At 71.3% G+C, this 20,523-nt stretch carries 21 protein-coding genes; 8 read left to right on the top strand and 13 right to left on the bottom strand.

What is annotated here, in order from left to right; all coding sequences use genetic code 11:
- Positions 1-72: 72 nt before the first annotated feature.
- The 3 genes from dxs to Vlu01_RS04685 form a co-directional block, all read right to left on the bottom strand.
- The gene (gene dxs, locus Vlu01_RS04695; protein WP_203994342.1) at positions 73-2,046 is read right to left on the bottom strand and encodes a 1-deoxy-D-xylulose-5-phosphate synthase; all 1,974 of its coding nucleotides are present in this window, start codon (positions 2,044-2,046) and stop codon (positions 73-75) included.
- 172 nt (positions 2,047-2,218) lie between these two features.
- Positions 2,219-3,439 carry a class I SAM-dependent RNA methyltransferase gene (locus tag Vlu01_RS04690; RefSeq protein WP_203994339.1) on the bottom strand — a complete coding sequence of 407 codons (1,221 nt, stop codon included), beginning with the start codon at positions 3,437-3,439 and terminating at the stop codon, positions 2,219-2,221.
- A gap of 58 nt (positions 3,440-3,497) precedes the next feature.
- Entirely contained in the window at positions 3,498-5,561 is a 2,064-nt protein-coding gene (locus Vlu01_RS04685; RefSeq protein ID WP_203994336.1) for an APC family permease, read from the bottom strand.
- A 152-nt stretch (positions 5,562-5,713) separates the two neighbouring features.
- Between Vlu01_RS04685 and Vlu01_RS04680 the strand changes: the two genes are divergently transcribed.
- Both Vlu01_RS04680 and Vlu01_RS04675 read left to right on the top strand, forming a co-directional pair.
- Positions 5,714-6,376, top strand: coding sequence for a potassium channel family protein (locus Vlu01_RS04680; RefSeq protein ID WP_203994333.1), 663 nt, complete (start codon positions 5,714-5,716; stop codon positions 6,374-6,376).
- Between the two features lie 2 nt (positions 6,377-6,378).
- Positions 6,379-7,068, top strand: coding sequence for a potassium channel family protein (locus Vlu01_RS04675; RefSeq protein WP_203994330.1), 690 nt, complete (start codon positions 6,379-6,381; stop codon positions 7,066-7,068).
- Positions 7,069-7,129: 61 nt separating this feature from the next.
- Here Vlu01_RS04675 and Vlu01_RS04670 read toward each other — a convergent pair whose 3' ends face one another.
- The 4 genes from Vlu01_RS04670 to dut form a co-directional block, all read right to left on the bottom strand.
- On the bottom strand, positions 7,130-7,852 hold the full coding sequence (locus tag Vlu01_RS04670) for a DUF3159 domain-containing protein (RefSeq protein WP_203994327.1): 723 nt from the start codon (positions 7,850-7,852) through the stop codon (positions 7,130-7,132).
- Positions 7,853-7,883: 31 nt separating this feature from the next.
- Positions 7,884-8,264, bottom strand: a complete 381-nt coding sequence (locus Vlu01_RS04665; RefSeq protein ID WP_203994324.1) for an OB-fold nucleic acid binding domain-containing protein — start codon at positions 8,262-8,264, stop codon at positions 7,884-7,886.
- Positions 8,265-8,437: 173 nt separating this feature from the next.
- Complete coding sequence (locus tag Vlu01_RS04660; protein ID WP_203994322.1) at positions 8,438-9,103, bottom strand: DUF3710 domain-containing protein; 666 nt, start codon at positions 9,101-9,103, stop codon at positions 8,438-8,440.
- Entirely contained in the window at positions 9,100-9,630 is a 531-nt protein-coding gene (gene dut / locus Vlu01_RS04655) for a dUTP diphosphatase (RefSeq protein ID WP_203994318.1), read from the bottom strand. Before dut ends, Vlu01_RS04660 begins: the two co-directional genes overlap by 4 nt.
- A 77-nt stretch (positions 9,631-9,707) precedes the next feature.
- On the opposite strand from dut, the gene Vlu01_RS04650 reads away from it, so the two are divergent.
- Positions 9,708-10,208, top strand: a complete 501-nt coding sequence (locus Vlu01_RS04650; RefSeq protein WP_373307279.1) for a DUF3093 domain-containing protein — start codon at positions 9,708-9,710, stop codon at positions 10,206-10,208.
- Between the two features lie 12 nt (positions 10,209-10,220).
- Here Vlu01_RS04650 and Vlu01_RS04645 read toward each other — a convergent pair whose 3' ends face one another.
- Together Vlu01_RS04645 and Vlu01_RS04640 are read right to left on the bottom strand one after the other, a co-directional pair.
- Positions 10,221-11,006: a hypothetical protein gene (locus Vlu01_RS04645; protein WP_203994312.1), complete on the bottom strand. Its 786-nt coding sequence runs from the start codon at positions 11,004-11,006 to the stop codon at positions 10,221-10,223.
- A gap of 140 nt (positions 11,007-11,146) precedes the next feature.
- A complete protein-coding gene (locus tag Vlu01_RS04640) occupies positions 11,147-11,443 on the bottom strand; it encodes a DUF4193 domain-containing protein (RefSeq protein ID WP_007075406.1) in 297 nt (98 codons plus the stop codon).
- Positions 11,444-11,870: 427 nt separating this feature from the next.
- Here Vlu01_RS04640 and Vlu01_RS04635 point away from each other — a divergent pair, with 427 nt between their 5' ends.
- Positions 11,871-12,386 carry a LytR C-terminal domain-containing protein gene (locus Vlu01_RS04635; RefSeq protein ID WP_203994309.1) on the top strand — a complete coding sequence of 172 codons (516 nt, stop codon included), beginning with the start codon at positions 11,871-11,873 and terminating at the stop codon, positions 12,384-12,386.
- Between the two features lie 45 nt (positions 12,387-12,431).
- Here the strand turns inward: Vlu01_RS04635 and Vlu01_RS04630 are convergent, their stop codons facing one another.
- Entirely contained in the window at positions 12,432-13,253 is an 822-nt protein-coding gene (locus Vlu01_RS04630) for an inositol monophosphatase family protein (RefSeq protein WP_203994523.1), read from the bottom strand.
- Between the two features lie 288 nt (positions 13,254-13,541).
- On the opposite strand from Vlu01_RS04630, the gene Vlu01_RS04625 reads away from it, so the two are divergent.
- Together Vlu01_RS04625 and Vlu01_RS04620 are read left to right on the top strand one after the other, a co-directional pair.
- On the top strand, positions 13,542-15,143 hold the full coding sequence (locus Vlu01_RS04625) for an RNA polymerase sigma factor (RefSeq protein WP_203994307.1): 1,602 nt from the start codon (positions 13,542-13,544) through the stop codon (positions 15,141-15,143).
- Positions 15,144-15,387: 244 nt separating this feature from the next.
- A complete protein-coding gene (locus tag Vlu01_RS04620; RefSeq protein WP_073835435.1) occupies positions 15,388-15,621 on the top strand; it encodes a DUF7455 domain-containing protein in 234 nt (77 codons plus the stop codon).
- A 119-nt stretch (positions 15,622-15,740) separates the two neighbouring features.
- Here Vlu01_RS04620 and Vlu01_RS04615 read toward each other — a convergent pair whose 3' ends face one another.
- From Vlu01_RS04615 to Vlu01_RS04605, 3 genes are all read right to left on the bottom strand, one after another.
- A complete protein-coding gene (locus Vlu01_RS04615) occupies positions 15,741-17,471 on the bottom strand; it encodes a DEAD/DEAH box helicase (protein ID WP_203994304.1) in 1,731 nt (576 codons plus the stop codon).
- Positions 17,472-17,667: 196 nt separating this feature from the next.
- Entirely contained in the window at positions 17,668-18,321 is a 654-nt protein-coding gene (locus Vlu01_RS04610) for a trimeric intracellular cation channel family protein (RefSeq protein ID WP_203994301.1), read from the bottom strand.
- Between the two features lie 40 nt (positions 18,322-18,361).
- Positions 18,362-18,580, bottom strand: a complete 219-nt coding sequence (locus tag Vlu01_RS04605) for a DUF3039 domain-containing protein (protein WP_203994298.1) — start codon at positions 18,578-18,580, stop codon at positions 18,362-18,364.
- Between the two features lie 88 nt (positions 18,581-18,668).
- Here Vlu01_RS04605 and Vlu01_RS04600 point away from each other — a divergent pair, with 88 nt between their 5' ends.
- Both Vlu01_RS04600 and Vlu01_RS04595 read left to right on the top strand, forming a co-directional pair.
- Positions 18,669-19,604, top strand: coding sequence for a pseudouridine-5'-phosphate glycosidase (locus Vlu01_RS04600; protein ID WP_203994295.1), 936 nt, complete (start codon positions 18,669-18,671; stop codon positions 19,602-19,604).
- Positions 19,601-20,521, top strand: coding sequence for a carbohydrate kinase family protein (locus tag Vlu01_RS04595; protein ID WP_203994281.1), 921 nt, complete (start codon positions 19,601-19,603; stop codon positions 20,519-20,521). The genes Vlu01_RS04600 and Vlu01_RS04595 overlap by 4 nt, the downstream gene beginning before the upstream one ends.
- Positions 20,522-20,523: the final 2 nt, after the last annotated feature.

Here is a 20,523-nt window from a genome sequence, read left to right as displayed (position 1 = left end):
ATTCTTCGCGAAGCGACGACCACCACTGCATGATCGATGCAGTGAGGGGGTGGGGGGTGGGGGGTGGGGGGGTTAGGCGGGGTGGGTTGACTGGCTCGGTGTCGAGGCGGGGGATCCGGCCGGTGACGTCGCGGGGTCGACCGGCTCGGTGTCGAGGCGGGAGATCCAGCCGGTGACGTCACGGGCCACGTCCTGGGCGGTCAGGCCGAGGTCGGTCAGGATCTGGTTGCGGGAGCCGTGCGGATACCAGTCGGCCGGCACACCCAGGTCCCGCAGCGGCACCCGGACACCGGCATCGCGCATGGCCTGGGCGAGGCCGTCACCGACGCCGCCGACCCGGACGCCGTCCTCGACGGTGACCACCAAGCGGTGCCCGGTGGCCAGCTCGACCAGTTCGGGTGGGATCGGGCGCACCCAGCGCGGGTCGACCACGGTCACCCCGTAACCCTGCTCCGCGACCCGGGCGGCAACCTCCGTGCCGAGCCGGCCGAAGGCGCCCACGGCGACCAGCAGCACGTCGGTACGCGCCGACTCCGCCAGCACGTCGACCGTGCCGACCCGGCGTACGGCGGGCAGGTCGGCGGCGACCGCGCCGGTCGGGTAGCGCAGCACGGTCGGACCGTCGTCGACGGCGACCGCCTCACGCAGCTCCTCACGCAGCGTGGCGGCGTCCCGGGGCGCCGCGATCCGCAGGCCCGGCACCACCCCGAAGACCGACATGTCCCAGATGCCGTAGTGGCTCGGCCCGTCCGGGCCGGTGATGCCGGCGCGGTCCAGCACGAAGGTGACCGGCAGCTTGTGCATCGCCACGTCCAGCAGGACCTGGTCGAAGGCCCGGTTGAGGAAGGTCGCGTAGACCGCCACCACCGGGTGCAGCCCACCGAGCGCCAGGCCGGCCGCCGAGGTGGCGGCGTGCTGCTCGGCGATACCCACGTCGTAGGTGCGCTCCGGGTACTTGCGGGCCAGCTTCGCGATGCCGGTCGGCTCGGCCATCGCCGCGGTGATGCCCACCACGTCGGGCCGCTCGTCGGCGATCGCGACCAGCTCGTCGGCGAAGACGTTGGTCCACTTCACCGCCGGCGCGGCGGTGGCCTTGCCGGTGGCGATGTCGAAAGCACCGGGACCGTGGAAGCAGTCCGCCTCGTCCTCCTCGGCGGGGCGGTAGCCGTAGCCCTTGCGGGTGACCGCGTGCACGATCACCGGGCCGCCGAAGTTCTTCGCCGCCCGCAGCGCCGTCTCGACGGCCGCGAGGTCGTGCCCGTCGACCGGGCCGACGTACTTGATGCCGAGGTCCTCAAACATCGCCTGCGGCGCGACCGCGTCCTTGATGCCCCGCTTGACCGCGTGCAGCACCTCGTACATCGGCTTGCCGACCAGCGGGGTCGAGCCGAGCGCGTCCTTGACGGCGTCCAGGACCTTCTCGTAGCCCGGGTTGAGCCGCAGCGTGGAGAGGTGGTGCGCGAGGCCGCCGATCGTCGGCGCGTACGAGCGGCCGTTGTCGTTGACCACGATGACCAGCGGGTTGTCGGTGGCGGCGATGTTGTTCAGCGCCTCCCAGCACATGCCGCCGGTCAGCGCCCCGTCGCCCACCACCGCGACCACGCTGCGCGACTCGCCGCGCAGCGCGTACGCCTTGGCCAGCCCGTCGGCGTACGACAGGGCGGTCGAGGCGTGCGAGTTCTCGATGATGTCGTGTTCGCTCTCGGCCCGGCTCGGGTAGCCGGAGAGCCCGCCACGCTGGCGCAGCTGGTCGAAGCCGTCCTGCCGGCCGGTAAGGATCTTGTGCACGTACGCCTGGTGACCGGTGTCGAAGAGCAGCCGGTCCCGGGGAGAGTCGAAGACCCGGTGCAGGGCCAGGGTGAGTTCCACCACGCCCAGGTTGGGCCCGATGTGCCCGCCGGTACGCGACACCTTGGCGATCAGGAAGTCGCGGATCTCGGCGGCGAGGATGTCCAGCTCGGTGGCTGACATCCGCTTGACGTCCTGGGGACCGTGCACCGTGGCCAGCAGCCGGCCGTGGTTGGCCGTGTCCTCTTCAACACTCATAAGCGCAGAGTCTATCGGCCCTGGCGCACCTCGCAGCCTGGGTGCGGCGTCCGTCGGCGCTGAGCACCTGGTCAGCCCCGCACCCGCAGCCGGCGTGCCGCCCGCTGCGAAGGAAGGGTCCCTTCCTAACGCCTGCGGTAGAGGAAGGGTCCCTTCCTAACACTCACCACACTCACCGGCCGGGCAGCAGCAACCCGACCAGCTCCACGTGCTGGGTCATCGGGAACAGGTCGTACCCACGCAACGCCGCCAGCCGCCAACCCAGGCCGGTGAAGACCCGTACGTCCCGGGCGAACGCGGCCGGGTCACAGGCCACGTACGCCACCGCGCGCGGCCCGGCCGCCACCACGTCACGGACCACCCGCGCCCCCGCTCCGGTCCGGGGCGGATCGAGCACCACCACGTCGACCGGGCCGGTGACCCGACGACGGGCCAGCGCGGTCTCCACGCGGGCCGCCACCACCTCGACGGCGGGCAGGTCGCGGAGGTTTTCCCGGGCCGCCGTGACGCCGTCACCGGCCGCCTCGACCAGGGTGATCCGCCCGGTCTCGCCGACCCGATCGGCCAGCGCGGCCGCGAAGAGGCCCGCGCCACCGTAGAGATCCCAGGCCCGCTCCCCCGGCCGGGGGTCGGTCAACTCCAGCACCGCGTCGACCAGGGTGTCCGCGGCGGCGGGATGCACCTGCCAGAAGGACGAGGTGGGCAGCACCCACTCGCGGCCGGCGGCCCGCTCCCGGACCCGTTCCGGGCCGCTGACCCGGCGGCTGGACCCGGCCGCTACGGCGGTCACCGCCACGTCCCCGCCGGTGGTGGCGACGGTCTCCACCGCCTCGGCCTCCGGCCAGCTCACCCCGGCGGCGGCGAGCACCGGCAACTCCTGGATGGCCGGATGGGCGATCAGGCAGCGGTCGACCGGCACCACCTCGTGGGAGCGGTGCTTGAGCAGTCCGGCGCGACCCGCCGCGTCGACCGCGTAACGGACCCGGGAACGCCATCCCAGCGGACCACCCGGCAGCGCGCTCACCCGCAGGCCCAACGCGTCACAGCCGGCTTCGTCCAGCCCGCCGAGGCGGATGAGCTGCTCGCGGACCACCGCCTCTTTCCAGCGCAGTTGGGCGTCCGGAGCGACGTGTTGCAGGTCGCAGCCGCCACAGCGACCCGGTCGCGCGTACGGGCAGGGTGGGGTGACCCGCTCCGGGGCGGCCGCCAGCACGGTGACCGCGTCGGCCCGCACGAAGCCCCGGTGCACCTCGGTCACCTCGACCAGCACCCGCTCACCCGGCAGCGCGTGCCGGACGAAGACCACCTGACCGTCCACCCGGGCCACGCAGTGCCCTCCGGGGGCGACCGCCGCCACGGTCAGCTCGACCCGCTCGGCCTCCTCCAGGCTCATCGCGCCCCCTCACCTGGTACGTGTCCAGGACACCGCACTGGCCGCATGATCCGCTCGCTCATCGCGGTTCGCCGTCCGTCGGTTCCCGATCCGGGGCCAGCGGCGGAACGACAGGTGGCAGGGTGCTGCGCGGCGCGACCCGGGGGCCGCGGACCGGTCCACGACCGAGCGTGGCGTCCATCCGGTCCAGGTCCTTGCCGGCCGTCGACGCGAGCTGCCACGGCACGCTGGTCACCATCACCCCCGGTTCGAACAGCAGTCGGCCCTTGAGCCGCAGCGCACTCTGGTTGTGCAGCAGGTTCTCCCACCAGCGTCCCACCACGTACTCGGGGATGAAGACGGTGACCACGTCGCGCGGCGAGTCCCGGCGGACCCCGGCCACGTAGTTCAGGATCGGGCGGGTGATCTCCCGGTACGGCGAGTCGATCACGGTCAGCGGAATCGGCACGTCCCGCCGTTCCCAGTCGGCCTGCAACTGGCGGGTGTCGTGGTCGTCGACGTTGACGGTCACCGCGGTGAGCGTGTCGGGGCGGGTGGCCTGCGCGTACGCCACCGCCCGCAACGTGGGTTGATGCAGCTTGCTGACCAGCACGATGGCATGGTTGCGGGCCGGCAGCACCGGCCGCCCCTCATCCGGGGCGAGCTCGACCGCCACCCGGTCGTAGTGCCGCCGGATGGCCAGCATCAGCACGTAGATCAGACCCATCGCGACGATGGCGATCCACGCGCCGAGCAGGAACTTGGTGATCAGCACGATCACCAGCACCGCGGCGGTCATCGCCATCCCGAAGGTGTTGATCGCCCGGGACCGGACCATCCGACGCCGCGCCTGCGGGTCCCGCTCGTTGCACAGCAGCCGGTTCCAGTGCCGGATCATCCCGGCCTGGGAGAGGGTGAACGAGACGAAGACGCCGACGATGTAGAGCTGGATGAGCTTGGTCACCTCGGCCTGGAAGCCGACGATCAGCAGGATCGCGAAACCGGCCAGGAAGAGAATCCCGTTGGAGAAGGCGAGCCGGTCGCCCCGGGTGTGCAGTTGTCGGGGCAGGTAGCGGTCCTGGGCGAGGATCGACCCGAGCACCGGGAAGCCGCTGAAGGCCGTGTTGGCGGCCACGAACAGGATCGTGGCGGTCACCCCGACGACCAGGAACAGCAGCACCGAGCCCGACCCGAAGACGGTCTCACCGAGCTGGGCGGTGACGGTCTTCTGCACGTACCCCTCGGGACCGGCGACGATCTGCGCGGCGGGATTCTCGACGAACTGCAACCCGGTGAGCCGGGCCAACCAGACGATGCCGAGCAGCATGGTCACCGAGACCAGGCCGAGCATCAGCAGCGTGGTGGCGGCGTTACGACTCTTCGGCGCCTTGAACGCCGGCACCCCGTTGGAGATCGCTTCCACGCCGGTCAGCGCGGCGCAGCCGGAGGAGAAGCTGCGCAGCAGCAGGAACGCCATCGCCCAGCCGGTGGTGTCGTGCCACTCGGCGGCGATGACCAGGTCGGCGCTGGGGGCGCGCAGCTCCTCACCGAACACGACGATCCGGACCAGCCCGGTGAGGATCATCCCGATGATCACGATCATGAAGCCGTACGTCGGAACGGCGAACGCGCTGCCCGCCTCCCTGACCCCGCGCAGGTTGACCGCGGTCAGCAGCACCACGGCGGAGACCGCGATGAGCACCTTGTGGGTCGCCACGAAGGGAATCACCGAACCGAGGTTGGCCACCCCGGAGGAGACCGACACGGCGACGGTCAGCACGTAGTCGACCAGCAGCGCGCTGGCCACCCCCACCCCGGCGCGCCGGCCGAGGTTCACCGTCGCCACCTCGTAGTCGCCACCGCCCGAGGGGTAGGCGCGCACGTTCTGCCGGTAGCTGGCCACCACGGTCAGCATGACCACCACCACGCCGAGGGCGACCCACGGCGAGAACACGAACGCCGAAGCGCCCGCGATGGAGAGCATCAGCAGGATCTCGTCCGGCGCGTACGCCACGCTCGACAGCGCGTCCGAGGCGAAGACGGGCAGGGCGATGCGCTTCGGCAGCAGCGTGTGCTTGAGTCGGTCGGACCGGAACGGCCGGCCGACGAGCAGCCGCTTCAGCAGGGAGGTGGATCGGGCCACAACGGCAAAGCGTACGACCACCACCGGTGAGCACGTGGGGAGGCCGGCTGCGGGCTCAACCTGCGCGGGAGTACCGTCGGTCCCCGCCGGCGACCCCGACGTGGCAGGCTCGCAAGCGACGAGGCGCGGCGGTCCGCACCGTGGGAGGCAGCGTGCATATCGTGATCATGGGTTGTGGCCGGGTCGGCTCGACCCTGGCGCACAACCTGGAGTCCCGGGGGCACTCGGTAGCGGTCATCGACCAGGACGCGGACGCCTTCCGCCGGCTGCGACCCGACTTCACAGGTGTCACGGTCACCGGGGCCGGCTTCGACGGCGACGTGCTGCGCCAGGCCGGCATCGAGCGGGCCGACGCCTTCGCCGCCGTCTCCAGCGGCGACAACTCCAACATCATCTCGGCCCGGTTGGCCCGCGAGACCTTCGGCGTGGTCCGGGTCGCGGCCCGCATCTACGACCAGCGCCGCGCACAGGTCTACGAACGGCTGGGCATTCCCACCGTGGCCACCGTCCGGTGGACGGCCGACCGGATGCTGCGGCACCTGCTGCCCGAGGGCAATGTGGAGATCTTCCGCGACCCCACCAGCACCGTCTCGATCGTCGAGGTGCCGGTGCACAAGGACTGGATCGGCCGTCCGGTACGAGACCTGGAGGAGGCGGCCGGTGCGCGGGTGGCGTACCTGATCCGCTTCGGGATCGGCACGCTGCCCACCGCCTCCAGCGTGGTGCAGGAGGGTGACCAGGTCTTCATGCTGGTCACCGATGACATGGTGCCGGCGGTCACATCCGTGGCGGCGACGCCGGAAGGGGGTCAGTGATCATGCGGATCGCCATCGCCGGTGCCGGCAACGTGGGCCGCTCCATCGCCCAGGAGCTGATCGAGAACGGCCATCAGGTGATGCTGATCGAGCGGCAGCCCCGGATGCTCCGGCCCGCCCGGGTACCGGACGCGCAGTGGATGTTGGCCGATGCCTGTGAGCTGGCCAGCCTGGAGGAGGCCGAGCTGGCCGGCTGCGACGTGGTGGTCGCGGCGACCGGCGACGACAAGGTCAACCTCGTGGTCTCGCTGCTGGCCAAGACCGAGTTCGCGGTGCCGAGGGTGGTCGCCCGGGTCAACCGGGCCGAGAACGAGTGGCTGTTCACCGAACAGTGGGGCGTGGACGTGGCGGTCAGCAAGCCACGGGTGATGGCCGCGCTGGTCGAGGAGGCGGTGACCGTTGGTGACCTGGTCCGCCTGATGACGTTCCGGCAGTCCGAGGCGAACCTGGTCGAGATCACGTTGCCGCCGACCGCGCCCTATGTCGGACGTCCGCTCCGCGAGGTGCCACTGCCCCGGGATTCCGCGCTGGTGGCGATCCTGCGCGGCAAGCGGGTCCTGGTGCCCAGCCCGGACGATCCGGTCGAGGCCGGCGACGAACTGGTCTTCGTCTGCACCGCCGAGGTGGAGGATTCCGTGCGGGCGGTGGTCCTCGGTCCAGACAGCGTCGAGCGTACCCGCGAGTCACACTGAGCCCACCGGTCCCGGCCCAACGTGGTCCGGCAGGGCCGGGCGGGTCGCCGCTGGTGGCGGCTCAGCCCGTCAGCGGCTCCGTCGGGCGCTGGCGGGTGACCCGCCGCACCGTCCAGACCGTGATCAGCAACAGCAGCACGTACGGTGGGTAGCCCAGGGCCAGCCGCGCCACCCCGAGCGCGGTCTCCATGTCGGCGGCTGCGGCTTCGTCGCCGAGCTGGTCGAACCGGCGGGCCGCCAGGTAGATGGCGGCCTGCACGCCGACCTTGACCAGCCAGACCACCCCCCACAGCACGGTCAACCTGGTGAAGGTGCGGACCAGCAGGGCATCCTCGCGCCACTCCGAGCTGCCCTTGGCCACCAGCACCGACCAGATCCAGCCGACCAGCGGTTGCCGGATCACCGCCGAGAGCAGCAGGGCCAGGCCGTAACCGATGCCGTAGAGGATCCCCGGCAGGTAGAAGTCGCGCGCGTCACCGGTGCGCCAGGCGATGGCGGCACCGATCCCGATGCCGAACAGGCCGTTGACCGCGTGCCGCACCGGCCGACGCTGAGCCAACCGCAGCCCACCGATCAGCAGCGCCACCGCCACCGACGCGATCACGGCGGGCCGCAGCTCGCCGACGATGTTGGCGACCACGAAGACCACCACCGGGATGCTGGACTCGACCAGCCCCCGCCAGCCACCGAGCTGGTCGGCCATCTGTTCGGCGACCGTGGGCAGCCGCTCCTCGTCCACCGGCCCGGCCTCCGGCTGGGTCGCCGGATGTTGTCCGGTCGTCATCGCCCGCTGTCCATCTGCAACGCCCGCAGGTTCACTTTGGCGGCTCCAGCTCGTAGTACGGGTTGTAGATCACCTTGCGGTCGTCACGCACCGCGACCCGTCCCTGGGCCGTCAGGTGCCGCCCCGGCTCGATGCCGACGATGTGCCGCCGCCCGAGCCAGACCAGGGTCACGACGTCGGTGCCGTCGTAGAGATCCGCCTCCAGCGCCGGCAGGTTCGTCCGAGGGGTGTAGACGACGGTACGCAGCCGGCCGCTGACCGACACCACCTGCCCCCGCGCACACTGCAGCACCGGCACCGCGCCACAGCGGGCGCTTTCCCGCTGCAACTGCTGCGCCTCGATCTCGGCCTCGCTCGCGGTCAACCGTCGCAACATCCGCCGCAGCGAACCCCGACCCTCGTCGGTGGTCATGAGTTCCGCGTCACCCTCTCCTCGCCGCCGGCAGGCACCGGAAGCCACCGCCTGCGGACGACAGCCGGGACGGCACCCGCCAGCGTACGCCGGAAAGGGCGCTCCCGTCGCACCGGAAGCGCCCGTCCGGCCGTGCCGGGCATCCCTGAAGACGCCGGACGTCCGAAGCTCGCTCAGCGGCCTCCGGGTGTCGACGCGGCATCGGTTTGTCCAGTCGCCGCAGCCTGCTCGCCCGCCTCACGCGGCAGCCGCAGCGGCAGCGGCTCACGTACCGGCTTGGCCTCCACGCCCCGGTCGACGACCAGTCCGTCCAAGCACTGGGCCAGCGCACCGGCGGCGGCCGGATCGGTGGCCGCAGCGCCCTGGTAGACCGCGCGGACCATCCAGCGCGGACCGTCGACCCCGACGAACCGCAGGTCGGTCAGGCCGTCCTCGTTGCGTACCCGGGCGTGCAGCTCGGTGCCGTACTCACCGACGGCCTCCTGCACCGCGGCCCCGTCGGCGATGAGCGACTGGCGGATCTCCTCGCGCACCTCGTCCCAGATCCCCTCGGACCGCGGGGCGGCGAAGACACCGAGTTGCAGGGCGCTCTGGCCGTGCACCAGCACCACCTGCTGGACCACCCCCTGTTGGTCGGCCTGCACCCGTACCTCGACGCCGGCCACCGCCGGGATCTGCAGGCTGCCCAGGTCGAGCCGCTGCACCCCCTCCGGCGCCTCGGTGACGTCGTACGGCCCGCGCGCCGGCTCCACCGGGGTCGATGGGCTAGTCTCGGGCACGTTGGCGGCCCGCTCGTCAAGGGCGTGCCGTCCCGCGTCCCGCTTTCGGGAGAAGATCACTGCGTCCAACCTCCGCTTTTGGCACTCACGGTGCCATCTTTTCCGTTCGCGCCGTCCATCGCCGGCGGCGGTACCAGCCCGGCGTGGCCGCCGGTGGAGCCGTGCCCACCGGTGCCGCGTCCAGACGCGGGCAGCTCGACCACCGGGTGAAAGGTCGCCCGTTCCACCCGCTGCACAACCAACTGCGCGATCCGGTCGCCCCGGGAGATCTTCACCGACGCGGCCCGATCATGGTTGATCAGGTTCACCAGGATCTCACCCCGGTAGCCGGCGTCGACCGTACCGGGCGCGTTGAGCACCGTCACGCCGAGTCTGGCGGCAAGCCCCGATCGGGGATGGACCAGGCCCACGTACCCCTCGGGCAGCGCGATCGCCACGCCGGTCGGCACCAACGCCCGACCACCGGGTGGTAGTTCGACGTCAACGGCCGCCACCAGGTCGGCACCGGCGTCACCGGGATGGGCGTACGCCGGCATCGGCAACTCGGGATCGAGCCGCCGGACCGGCACGGGCACCACGTCGGTCACGATGTCCCTCTTTCGTCCGTTCCGCTGGGGGTGACCCTGTCATCCTGCCCGGTACCCGGGAGCCGCCGCGCCGTACCCTGGCACGAGTGAGCCAGTCACCGTCACCTTCGTCCGTCTCGGCGCCTCCGACGTACGCCGAGCGTCTGCGTCTGCCCTGGTGGTTGTGGCTCGCCGGGCTCGCGGCCGCCGCCGGACTCGCGGTCGAGGTCTGGATGGGCGCGCCCGGTGCCCGCGCCTGGCTTCCGTTCGCGGTGCTGCTGCCGGCCACCGTCGCCGGGCTGGCCTGGCTGAGCCGCATCCGCGTCGCGGTGGCCGATGGAGAGTTGCGGGTCGATGACGCCCGGCTGCCCGTCCGGTTCGTCGCCGACGCCGTCGCGCTGGACGCCGAGGGGCGGCGTGAGGTGCTCGGAGTCGCTGCCGATCCGCTGGCGTTCGTCGTCCAGCGGCCGTGGATCCCCGGCGCCGTCCAGATCGTCCTGAACGACCCGGCCGACCCCACGCCGTTCTGGGTGGTCAGCTCCCGGCACCCGGTAGAGCTGGCCGAAGCCCTGCTGGCGGCGCGGGACGCGGGCCGCTGATCCGAGGGAGGGTCAGGAGCCGGGCAGCGCGGTTCGCTCACCGGGCAGGCCGCGCCGCTGCCGACGCAGGTCGACGCGGAGTTGCTCGGCCAGGGTCCGGGTGGCCCGCCGGTTGAGGTAGCTCGCCACCGCAGCTCCGGTCAGGAACGGACCCAGCGTGGTGAGGTTACGGCCGAAACGCTTGAGCAGGGTTTCCCGCAGCTCGTTCCGGGCGGCCGTGCCCAGCACCGCGCCCACGCCGACTCCCGGCATCATCGGATTGACCCCGCGCTGGCTGGCCCAGGCCTGCACCAGGGCGATCGTCCGTTCGGTGCCACCGGCCGGCAGCGGTGCACCGTAGACCTCGTGCAACTCACCGGTCAGCTTCAGCTCCACCGCCACCACCGCGACCGTCTCGGCGGCGAGCAGTACCGGAGCGGACAGCAGACTCGGGGTGACCGTCCACTGCACCGCCGAAGCGCCACCGCCGGCAGCACCGACCCCCGCCGTGGCCCGGGACGCGTTGCGAACCAGCCGGTCGGCCAGTTCCTCGCCCTCCAGCCCGGGAAAGTGCCGACGCAGGGTGGCCAGGTCCCGGACCGGTACGTGCGGGGCGATCTCCGCGACGGTGTCCACCATCCAGCGCAGCGCGGCCCGTGGCTTGAACAGGTCGCCGATCCCCCGGGCTCGGGCCTGCCCGACCAGCCTGCCGAGCAGCTGACGCCGTTTCGCCGGCTCGATGTCGTCGGCGGTCAGCGCGGCGACCGTCTTCCCCAGCTCGTCGGTGCCGTCCTCGGCACGCTCACCGTGCTCGCTCATGACCGCACCACGACGCCGAGGCCGCCGATTCGCTCGCTCATGGCTAACGAGTCAACCAGGTTGGACGGCGTGGCGCTCGCGGAGCCGGGCGGCGGCGACTCCACTCGGGAGTCGCCGCCGTGGTCGTGGTCGTCCTGTGATCAGACGCACTCTCGGCAGATCAGCTCGCCGTTCCGTTCCACTGCCAGTTGGCTGCGGTGGTGCACGAGGAAGCAACGGGCACAGCGGAACTCGTCCTGCTGCATCGGCAGCACCTTTACCGTCAGTTCCTCGTCGGCAAGGTCGGCGCCGGGCAACTCGAAGCTCTCAGCCACTTCGGCCTCGTCGACGTCCACGGCACCCGACTGCGAGTCGACGCGCCGGGCCTTGAGTTCTTCCAGGCTGTCCTCGCCGAGGTCGACCTCGTCGCGGCGCGGGGCGTCGTAGTCGGTGGCCATCGGTTCACTCTCCCATTTCGATGTTGTCGCTTCCGGTTGTAACGCCGGACGACGCTGTTTCGGTTCCGCTGGCCGGCCACCGCAAGTGTCGGCCACCTGACCCGACGACCGCTCGGACCAGACCGCCAGAGGATCTCCCCGGCGAGCGCGGAACCCTACCCCCCCTTTGGGCGAGGCATGTATACCGCCCTCGTGGCTGAGATGTACGCCCCTGCACGGGAAGTTGTTCCCAATGTGACTCAGGCGACACGAAGATAGGGGTAGTACTACCCCGTTCTCCGGTGGCGCGCCGGCATGTCGGACTGTTTCCACGCGACGGTCGGACACCCGTTAACCTCAGCGGCGTACCCGACGGCCGACGGACGGCCCGATCGCCGGCCGCCGCCACCCACCACTGCCCGGGAGTGCCCTGATGAGCTTTGCGCGAGTGCGAGCACTCGTTATCGTCGGCGTGCTGGCGGTGGTCGCCCTGGTTTTCGTGGTCATGGCCCTGGTCAAGGACACCCAGGGTAGCGCCGGTCTCGGCGAGGGTTGTCCGGACGACTGGCCGCGCGCCGACGTCACCTTGCGCGACCACAAGGACGTCAAGATCAACGTGTACAACGCCACGGAGCGTCGTGGGTTGGCCGCCAATGTCGGGGACGACTTCCGCAACCGCGACTTTCAGGTGCAGAAGGAAGCAAACCAGAAGAAGCAGATCGACGACGTGGCGGTGCTGCGCTACGGCCCGAAGGGGGTCGGCTCGGCGCACCTGCTGCGGGCGTACTTCCTCGGCGACGCCGAACTGGAGTACGACCCCAAGCGCGAGGACGACATCGTCGACGTGGTGCTGGGCAGCAACTTCCAGCAGTTGGCCACCATCACCGAGGTCAACCAGTCGCTGGGTGACCTCGGTGCGCCGGTCGCGCCGCCTGGTTCCTGCCCGATGCCGGTCGACGGCTGACCGGCCAGGGCCACCGGGCGGTCCCACCCCGGCCCTGGCCCGGCGTCAGGGGCCGCCGGAGGCGTCCAACGCGGCGAGGTGGTCGTGCAGCACGTCGAACAGCGTGGGCGGAGCGGCGATGACCATCTCCGGTCCAGGGGCCAGCCCCTTGAGCCCGCCCACCCGCAGGCCGGCCTCGGTGGCCACCAACGCTCCGGCAGCCTGGTCCCAGGCGGCCAGGCCCTTCTCGTAGTACGCGTCCGCCCGCCCCTCGGCGACCAGGCAGAGATCGACGGCGGCGGCACCGAGGCGGCGGATGTCGCGTACGTGGGAAATCAGTTCGGTCAGCACCCGGGCCTGGTGTACCCGGCGGGCGGAGTCGTAGCCGAAGCCGGTGAGCACCAGCGCCTGACCGAGATCGGTCTCGGTGGAGCAGCGCAACCGCCGGCCCTCGCGCCAGGCGCCGCCGCCGACGGTCGCGGTCCACTCCTCGCCGGTGTGGATGTTGCGCACCACACCCGCCACCACCGCGCCGTCCACCTCCGCCGCGATCGACACTGCACAGTGCGTCAGCCCGTACAGGTAGTTGACGGTGCCGTCGATCGGGTCGACGATCCACCGCACCCGGGTTCGGGGGCCGTCGCCGCCTGCCGCGGCGCCGTACTCCTCGCCCAGCACGGCGTCCGCCGGCCGCAGCCGACGCAGTTCGGCGGTGATCTGACGTTCCACGGCCCGGTCCGCCGCGGTCACCACATCGGTGACGGTGCTCTTGGTCGCCGCGACCGAGACACCCTCGGTGCGCATCCGGTACGCGGTGGCCGCCGCGCCCCGAGCCACCTCGATCGCGATCTCCAACAGGTGCGGTGGCGATGGTGCCGAGAGGTCCATCATCCGTCCCCTTCCCACACGGCCAGGTATCTGGCTTTCGCGCAGGTATCATCCTTACAAAGTTCAAAAGCGCACCGAATCGGCGGTCCCGACCGTCGATCAGCCGTGCGGCGCAGGATGATCGCCGCAGACGGCGTTACAATTCACCCCTGCCCACGCGCCACGGGCCGCCCGACAACCGGCCGGCCCGGGACACGGGGGCCTCTCAACCACATCGCCCGGCGCGGTGCCCCTCGCTGCGTCGGACGAACCCGGCCGTGCTCGCTCTTCGCCTCCGGAAGGTCATTCGTGACAGAACCCCGCCAGACCGGCGCCGACGTTCGCTCGCTCACCGACACCCTGATCGCCCACGCGCAGAGCGCCGGCGGCCAGCTCACGTCGGCCCAGCTCGCGCGCACCGTCGAGTCCGCCGAGGTGACTCCGGCCCAGGCCAAGAAGATCCTGCGGGCGCTCTCCGAGGCCGGGGTGACCGTCGTGGTCGACGGCTCGGCCAGCACCCGCCGACGGGTCGCCGCCGCCCGGTCCGCCACCCCCGCGTCCCGAGCCACCACCGCCAAGACCACCAAGAAGGCGGCCGCTCCTGCCCCGAAGCAGGCGCCCGCGGCCGAGGAGGCACCGGCGCCCGCGCCGCGGAAGGCAACCTCACGCAAGGCGGCCGGCACCACCGCGGAGGTCGCCGCCAAGGCCGCTGCGCCGGCCAAGAAGTCCACCCGGGCCACCAAGGCCACCGTGGCCGCTGCGGCCGGCGCGGCGAAATCGGGCAAGGTGGGCCAGAGCGAGGGTGCCGAGGGAGAGGTCAATCCCGAGGAACTCGCCGCGGAGATCGAGGACGTCGTGGTCGAGGAGCCGGCAGAGCTGGCCCAGGCCGCCGCGACCGACGCGGCGAACTCCGCCACCGACAACGACTTCGAGTGGGACGACGAGGAGTCCGAGGCGCTCAAGCAGGCGCGCCGGGACGCCGAGCTGACCGCCTCGGCGGACTCGGTCCGGGCGTACCTCAAGCAGATCGGCAAGGTTCCGCTGCTCAACGCCGAGCAGGAGGTGGAGCTGGCCAAGCGGATCGAGGCCGGGCTCTACGCCGCAGAGCGTCTGCGGGCCGCCGACGAGGGTGAGGAGAAGCTCGCCCGGGACATGCAGCGCGACCTGCTGTGGATCTCGCGGGACGGCGAACGGGCCAAGAACCACCTGCTGGAGGCAAACCTCCGCCTGGTCGTTTCGCTGGCTAAGCGGTACACCGGCCGGGGCATGGCCTTCCTCGACCTCATCCAGGAAGGCAACCTCGGCCTCATCCGCGCCGTCGAGAAATTCGACTACACCAAGGGCTACAAGTTCTCCACCTACGCCACCTGGTGGATCCGCCAGGCCATCACCCGCGCCATGGCCGACCAGGCCCGCACCATCCGCATCCCGGTACACATGGTCGAAGTGATCAACAAGCTGGGCCGGATTCAGCGCGAGTTGCTTCAGGATCTGGGCCGGGAGCCCACGCCGGAGGAACTGGCCAAGGAGATGGACATCACACCGGAGAAGGTGCTGGAGATCCAGCAGTACGCCCGGGAGCCCATCTCGCTCGATCAGACCATCGGTGACGAGGGCGACAGTCAGCTCGGCGACTTCATCGAGGACTCGGAGGCGGTGGTCGCCGTCGACGCGGTCTCGTTCTCCCTGCTGCAGGACCAGCTCCAGCAGGTGCTGCAGACGTTGTCCGAGCGTGAGGCGGGTGTGGTACGCCTGCGGTTCGGGCTGACCGACGGCCAGCCCCGTACCCTGGACGAGATCGGTCAGGTTTACGGAGTGACCCGCGAGCGGATCCGGCAGATCGAGTCGAAGACGATGTCCAAGCTTCGGCACCCCTCCCGTTCCCAGGTGCTCCGCGACTACCTTGACTGATCAGCCTCAGTCAACTGATCGTGCCCGTTTGACCACCAGACGTACAACGTCGGATGGTGATCAGGTGGTTGCACGATTGTGATCGTTGACGTGGCACCCTTGGTGCACGGCACACTGTCCGTGCCAGGTGTGACCTCGGTCCCCCGTGGGCACACAGGGAAGGCGAGGGCCCGCAAGGGTGTTGCACGATAGGTGACCAAGACCGAAGAGAGTGTTCATCGGTGACGACCAGAGGAGGAAGGCGATGACCCCGACCCTCACGCCGCCGCCCGAGACGGTGAGCCCCCCGGCCGCCGATGAACGGTGCGACCGCTGCAATGCTGCTGGCAAGCTCCGGATCACCTTGGCGGGTGGCAGCGAACTGGTGTTCTGTGGCCACCACGCCAACAAGTACGCCGAGGATCTCGTGAAGATCACCGTGCGGTACGCGACGGACCCGGAGTTCAGCTGGCGTGGCGCTGACCTGATGGCCAACTGAGGGGCTCAGCAACCCGACATAAGCCGGCCGGAGGCATCCCTGGGATGCCTCCGGCCGGCTTTTCCATGCTGTCCCCCGACCCCAACGTGATCAAGCGTGAAGAGGCGGGGTGGGTGGGTTCAGAGGGTTTGGACGGTGGCTATGCGTTCTTCCAGTTGCTCGATGGTGGCCTGGGCACTGGGAGGGCCGCCGCACAGGCGACGCAGCTCGGCGTGAATCTTGCCGTGGGGCTGACCGGTGCGGTGGTGCTGGGCCGCGACCAGGGCGTTGAGCTGTCGGCGCAGTGCCACCCGGCGTTGGGCGGCGCTCATCGGTGCCGCCGGAGCGGAGGCGGGCGCCGTTGACTCCGTCCGCCGCTCGGCCGCCCGACGTCGCTGGGCGGCGAGCTGATCGGCCTGCCGCTTGGCGAGCAACGACGCCACCTGTTCCGAGGTGAGCAGTCCGGGCAGGCCCAGGTACTCCTCCTCCTCGGGGGTGCCGGCCTGGGCCGCCGTACCGAACGAGGCGCCGTCGAAGATCACCTGGTCCAGTTCGGCGGTGGCGGAGAGCGCGGCGAAACGCTTCTCCAGCTCGCCGCTGGCCTGCTCGTCGCGCTGGGCCCGCTCCAGCAGGTCGTCGTCGAAGCCCTCACGGTCCTTCGGCTTGCCGAGCACGTGGTCCCGCTCGGCCTCCATCTCGCTGGCCAGCCCGAGCAGGTGCGGCACGCTGGGCAGGAACACCGACGCGGTCTCCCCCGGACGCCGGGCCCGGACGAAACGCCCGATCGCCTGCGCGAAGTACAACGGCGTGCTGGCACTGGTCGCGTAGACGCCGACGGCCAGCCGGGGGATGTCGACGCCTTCGGACACCATTCGCACCGCAACCAGCCAGCGCTGTTCGGACGCCGCGAACGTCGCGATCCGGGCCGAGGCGCCCACGTCGTCGGAGAGGACGACCGCCGCCTTCTCCCCCGTCACCTGCTCGATGAGCTTGGCGTACGAGCGGGCCGCCTGTTGGTCGCTGGCGATGACGAGCCCGCCCGCGTCCGGCATGCCCGCCTCCCGCAGCACGGTCAGCCGGGCGTCGGCCGCCCGCAGCACCTGGGGCATCCAGTCGCCGGCCGGATCCAGGGCGGTACGCCAGGCCTGCGCGACGAGATCCTGGGTCATCGGCTCACCCAGCCGAGCCGCCAGTTCCTCCCCCGCGTTGGTGCGCCACCGGGTCTCCCCCGAGTACGCCAGGAACAGCACCGGCCGCACCACGCCGTCGCGTAACGCGTCGCTGTAGCCGTACACCGAGTCGGCCCGGGAGCGCAGCAGGCCGTCGTCGCCCCGCTCGTAGCTGACGAAGGGGATCGGGTTGTCGTCGGATCGGAAGGGTGTGCCGGTCAGCATCAGCCGGCGTACTGCGGGCTCGAAGGCCGCCTTCACCCCGTCGCCCCAGGTACGTGAGTCGCCCGCGTGGTGGATCTCGTCGAGGATGACCAGGGTCCGTCGGGTCATGGTGCGTCGCCGGTGCACCTGTGGGGCCATGCCGACCTGCGCGTAGGTGACCACCGCACCGTGGAAATCCGCCGAGGAGTGCAGGTCGGCGTTGCGGAACGCGGCGTCGAGCTGGATCCCCACCCGCGCGGCGGCCTCCGCCCACTGCGTCTTCAGGTGCTCGGTCGGGGCGACCACGGTCACCGCCTCGACGCTGCCGTCGGCGAGCAGCTCGGCGGCGATCCGCAGGGCGAAGGTGGTCTTCCCCGCCCCCGGGGTGGCAACCGCCGTGAAGTCCTCGCCGCGCCGGCGCAGGTACTCCACCAGAGCCTTGCGCTGCCAGGCGCGCAGGGGCGGGAACGTTTCGAGCGCCGGTGTCCGGACTGCCACGCGTTCGCTCCTCTCCGGCCACACGGGGACGTCCCGGCCGCAGGCCGGCGGATCCGGGCCGAGGGGCGTGGCGGTCGCCCCACGAAAATGCCTCCGCGCAGCCGAGCCGCGAAGGCCGACTCAGCATAACCAGGACCCGCTGTGGTGCCGACGCGACGCCACACCCGTCGCCGGGGTGCCCTTCGCCACTGCCGACTCACTCCGGCGGCGGCCCCGACAGGCCGGTGCGCGGCGGGCGCATCGTCGCGACCGGCGCCGACCAGCGCCGTCGCAGGGCAATCAGGCGTACGCCGAAGACCAGCGCGGCGGCGGCGGTGAGCGGGATCGGCCCGGGGTGCCCGAGACCGTGCAGCAACACCACCATGATCGACCCGACGAGCGACGCGACGGCATAGATCTCCCGCCGCAGCACCACCGGGATCTCACCGGTGAGCAGGTCGCGGACGAGTCCGCCACCGATCGCGGTGATCATGCCGATCACGCAGGCGCCGACCGCCGGGACCTGGACGTCGAGTGCCTTGACGGTGCCGACGACGGTGAACAGGCCGAGCCCGGCCGCGTCCAGCACGAGGACGGTGGTACGCAGCCGGGCGAACTGCGGATGCAGCCAGAAGATCGCCGCGGCGGTCACGGCGGCGGTGCCCGCGTAGCGCCAGTCAGCGAAGGCCAGTGGTGGGACCTCGTCGATGACCAGGTCCCGGACGATTCCGCCGCCGAGGGCGGCGACGAATCCGACGAAGACCACGCCGAAGAGGTCGAGTCGTTTGGCCACCGCCGCGGAGGCACCGGAGGCGGCGAAGACCGCGACTCCGGCCAGGTCAGCCAGGAGCAGGGCGGTGGAGGTGGTCACCGCCGCAGGTTACGCCGGCCGCCGCGCGAGGCCGAAGACTTCACTCGCGGTACGAGTCGTAGATCTCCTTGCACTTCGGGCAGACCGGCGAGCCCGGTTTGGGCGTCTTCGTCACCGGGAACTTCTCCCCGCACAACGCCACGACGAAGGTGCCCATGACGGCACTTTCGGCGATTTTTTCCTTCCGGACGTAGTGGAACATCTCCGGACCGGTGTCGGCGTCCTTGAGTTCGGGACGTTCGAGGACCTGTGCACTCACGTCTGCACCTCCGACCGTCAAGTTTGGCAGGTCACCCTAACCCGGTCCACCTGAGGTGACCCGCGTGGCGAGCGTACCGTGAGCGACTGTGACCAACTTTCATCTTCGCTACGGCACCGAGGTGGCCCGGGCGCTGCGCGAGCAGGGTCCCGTGGTCGCTCTGGAGAGCACCATCGTCTCGCACGGCCTGCCCCGGCCGGACAATCTCCGGGTGGCCCGGCAGATCGAACAGGCCGTCCGGGACGCGGGCGCGGTGCCGGCCACCATCGGCATGGTCGCCGGCGAACTCGTGGTGGGACTCGACGACGCTGAGCTGACCCGCCTGGCCACCGCCGACAATGTGACCAAACTCTCCGTACGCGATCTCGCGGTGGCCGCCGCGACCGGTGCGGACGGTGCGACCACCGTGGCCGCGACCAGTGCCGTGGCGGCTGCGGCGGGCATCGGCGTTTTCGCCACCGGCGGGCTGGGCGGGGTGCACCGGGAGGCGGCGCAGACCTTCGACGAGTCGGCGGACCTGGTCACCCTGGCGCGTACGCCGATCGCGGTGGTCTGTGCCGGGGTCAAATCGATCCTCGACGTGGGTGCCACCCTGGAGCGGCTGGAGACCCTCGGAGTGGCCGTGGTCGGCTACCGGACGCGCCGGTTCCCGGGCTTCTTCATCACCGACGGTGGCTTCGACCTCGACTGGTCGGTGGACTCCCCCGAGCTGATCGCCGACGTGCTGGCCGCCCGTGACCAGCACCGCGCCCACCACGGCGGGCTGATCGTCGCCAACCCGCTGCCCACCGACGAGCAGCTCGACCCGGGCCTGCACGACCGTACGCTCGCCGAGGGTCTCGCCCTGCTGGAGCGCGACGGGGTGACCGGCAAGGCCGTCACGCCGTACCTGCTGGCCCACTTCCACTCCGCGACGGCGGGGGCCAGCCTGGCGGTCAACGTCCGGATCATCCTGCGCAACGCCGACCTGGCCGCCCGGATCGCGGTCGCCGCCGCCCAGCGCCGGGCTGACACGCCGACGTGAACGCCAACGGTGGCGGGTCGGGTGGGACCCGCCGCGTCCTGGTCGTCGGTGACGTGGTGACCGATGTGGTGGCGGTGCTCACCGGTCCGTTGGCACCCGGCTCCGACACCCCGGCGACGATCAGGTTCGCCGGGGGTGGGCAGGCGGCCAACACCGCGTCCTGGCTGGCCGCCCAGGGCGTTCCGGTGACCCTGGTCGGGGCGGTCGGTGACGACGGCTCGGGGCGTGATCGGTTGGCGGAGCTGACCGCTGCCGGAGTCGACTGCGCGGTGGAACGGATCGCCGGATCCGCCACCGGTACGGTGATCGTGCTGGCCGCCGGTGGCGAGCGCACGATGATCACCGAGCGCGGGGCGAACGTACGGCTACGTCCCGAGCACGTGGACGCGGCGCTGGCCGGTACGCCGGACGCGACGCACCTGCACCTGTCCGGGTACACCCTGCTGGACGCCGACTCCCGACCGGCCGGCCTGCGGGCGCTGGCCGGCGCTCGCGTGCGCGGCCTCACCACCAGTGTCGACGCGGCCTCGGCGGCACCGTTGCGGGCGGCGGGTACGGCGGCGTTCCTGGAGTGGGTACGCGATGTCGACCTGCTGCTGGTCAACGTGGACGAGGCCACGGTGCTGGCCGGCGGGCTGGAACCGGCGGCACAGGGCAGGGCCCTCGTCGCCGTGGCGCGTCACGTGGTGGTCAAGCGCGGCGGTGCCGGCGCGATCTGGATCGATCGGGACGGCAGGATCGTCACCTCGCCCGCGCATCGGGTGGCGGTGCGGGACGTGACCGGGGCGGGTGACGCCTTCGCGGCAGGCCTGCTGGGTGCCTGGCTGGCCGGGGCGACGCCCGAGGCCGCCCTGGCCCGGGCGGCCGATCTCGGCGCTGCGGCGGTGGCCCAGGTGGGTGCGCGACCGGCGACCTGAGC

The sequence above is a fragment of the Micromonospora lutea genome (assembly GCF_016863535.1).
In the GTDB taxonomy this organism is placed as follows: Bacteria; Actinomycetota; Actinomycetes; order Mycobacteriales; family Micromonosporaceae; genus Micromonospora; species Micromonospora lutea.
Note: the sequence above shows the minus strand (reverse complement) of the source record. Positions and strands in the feature narration are given on the sequence as shown.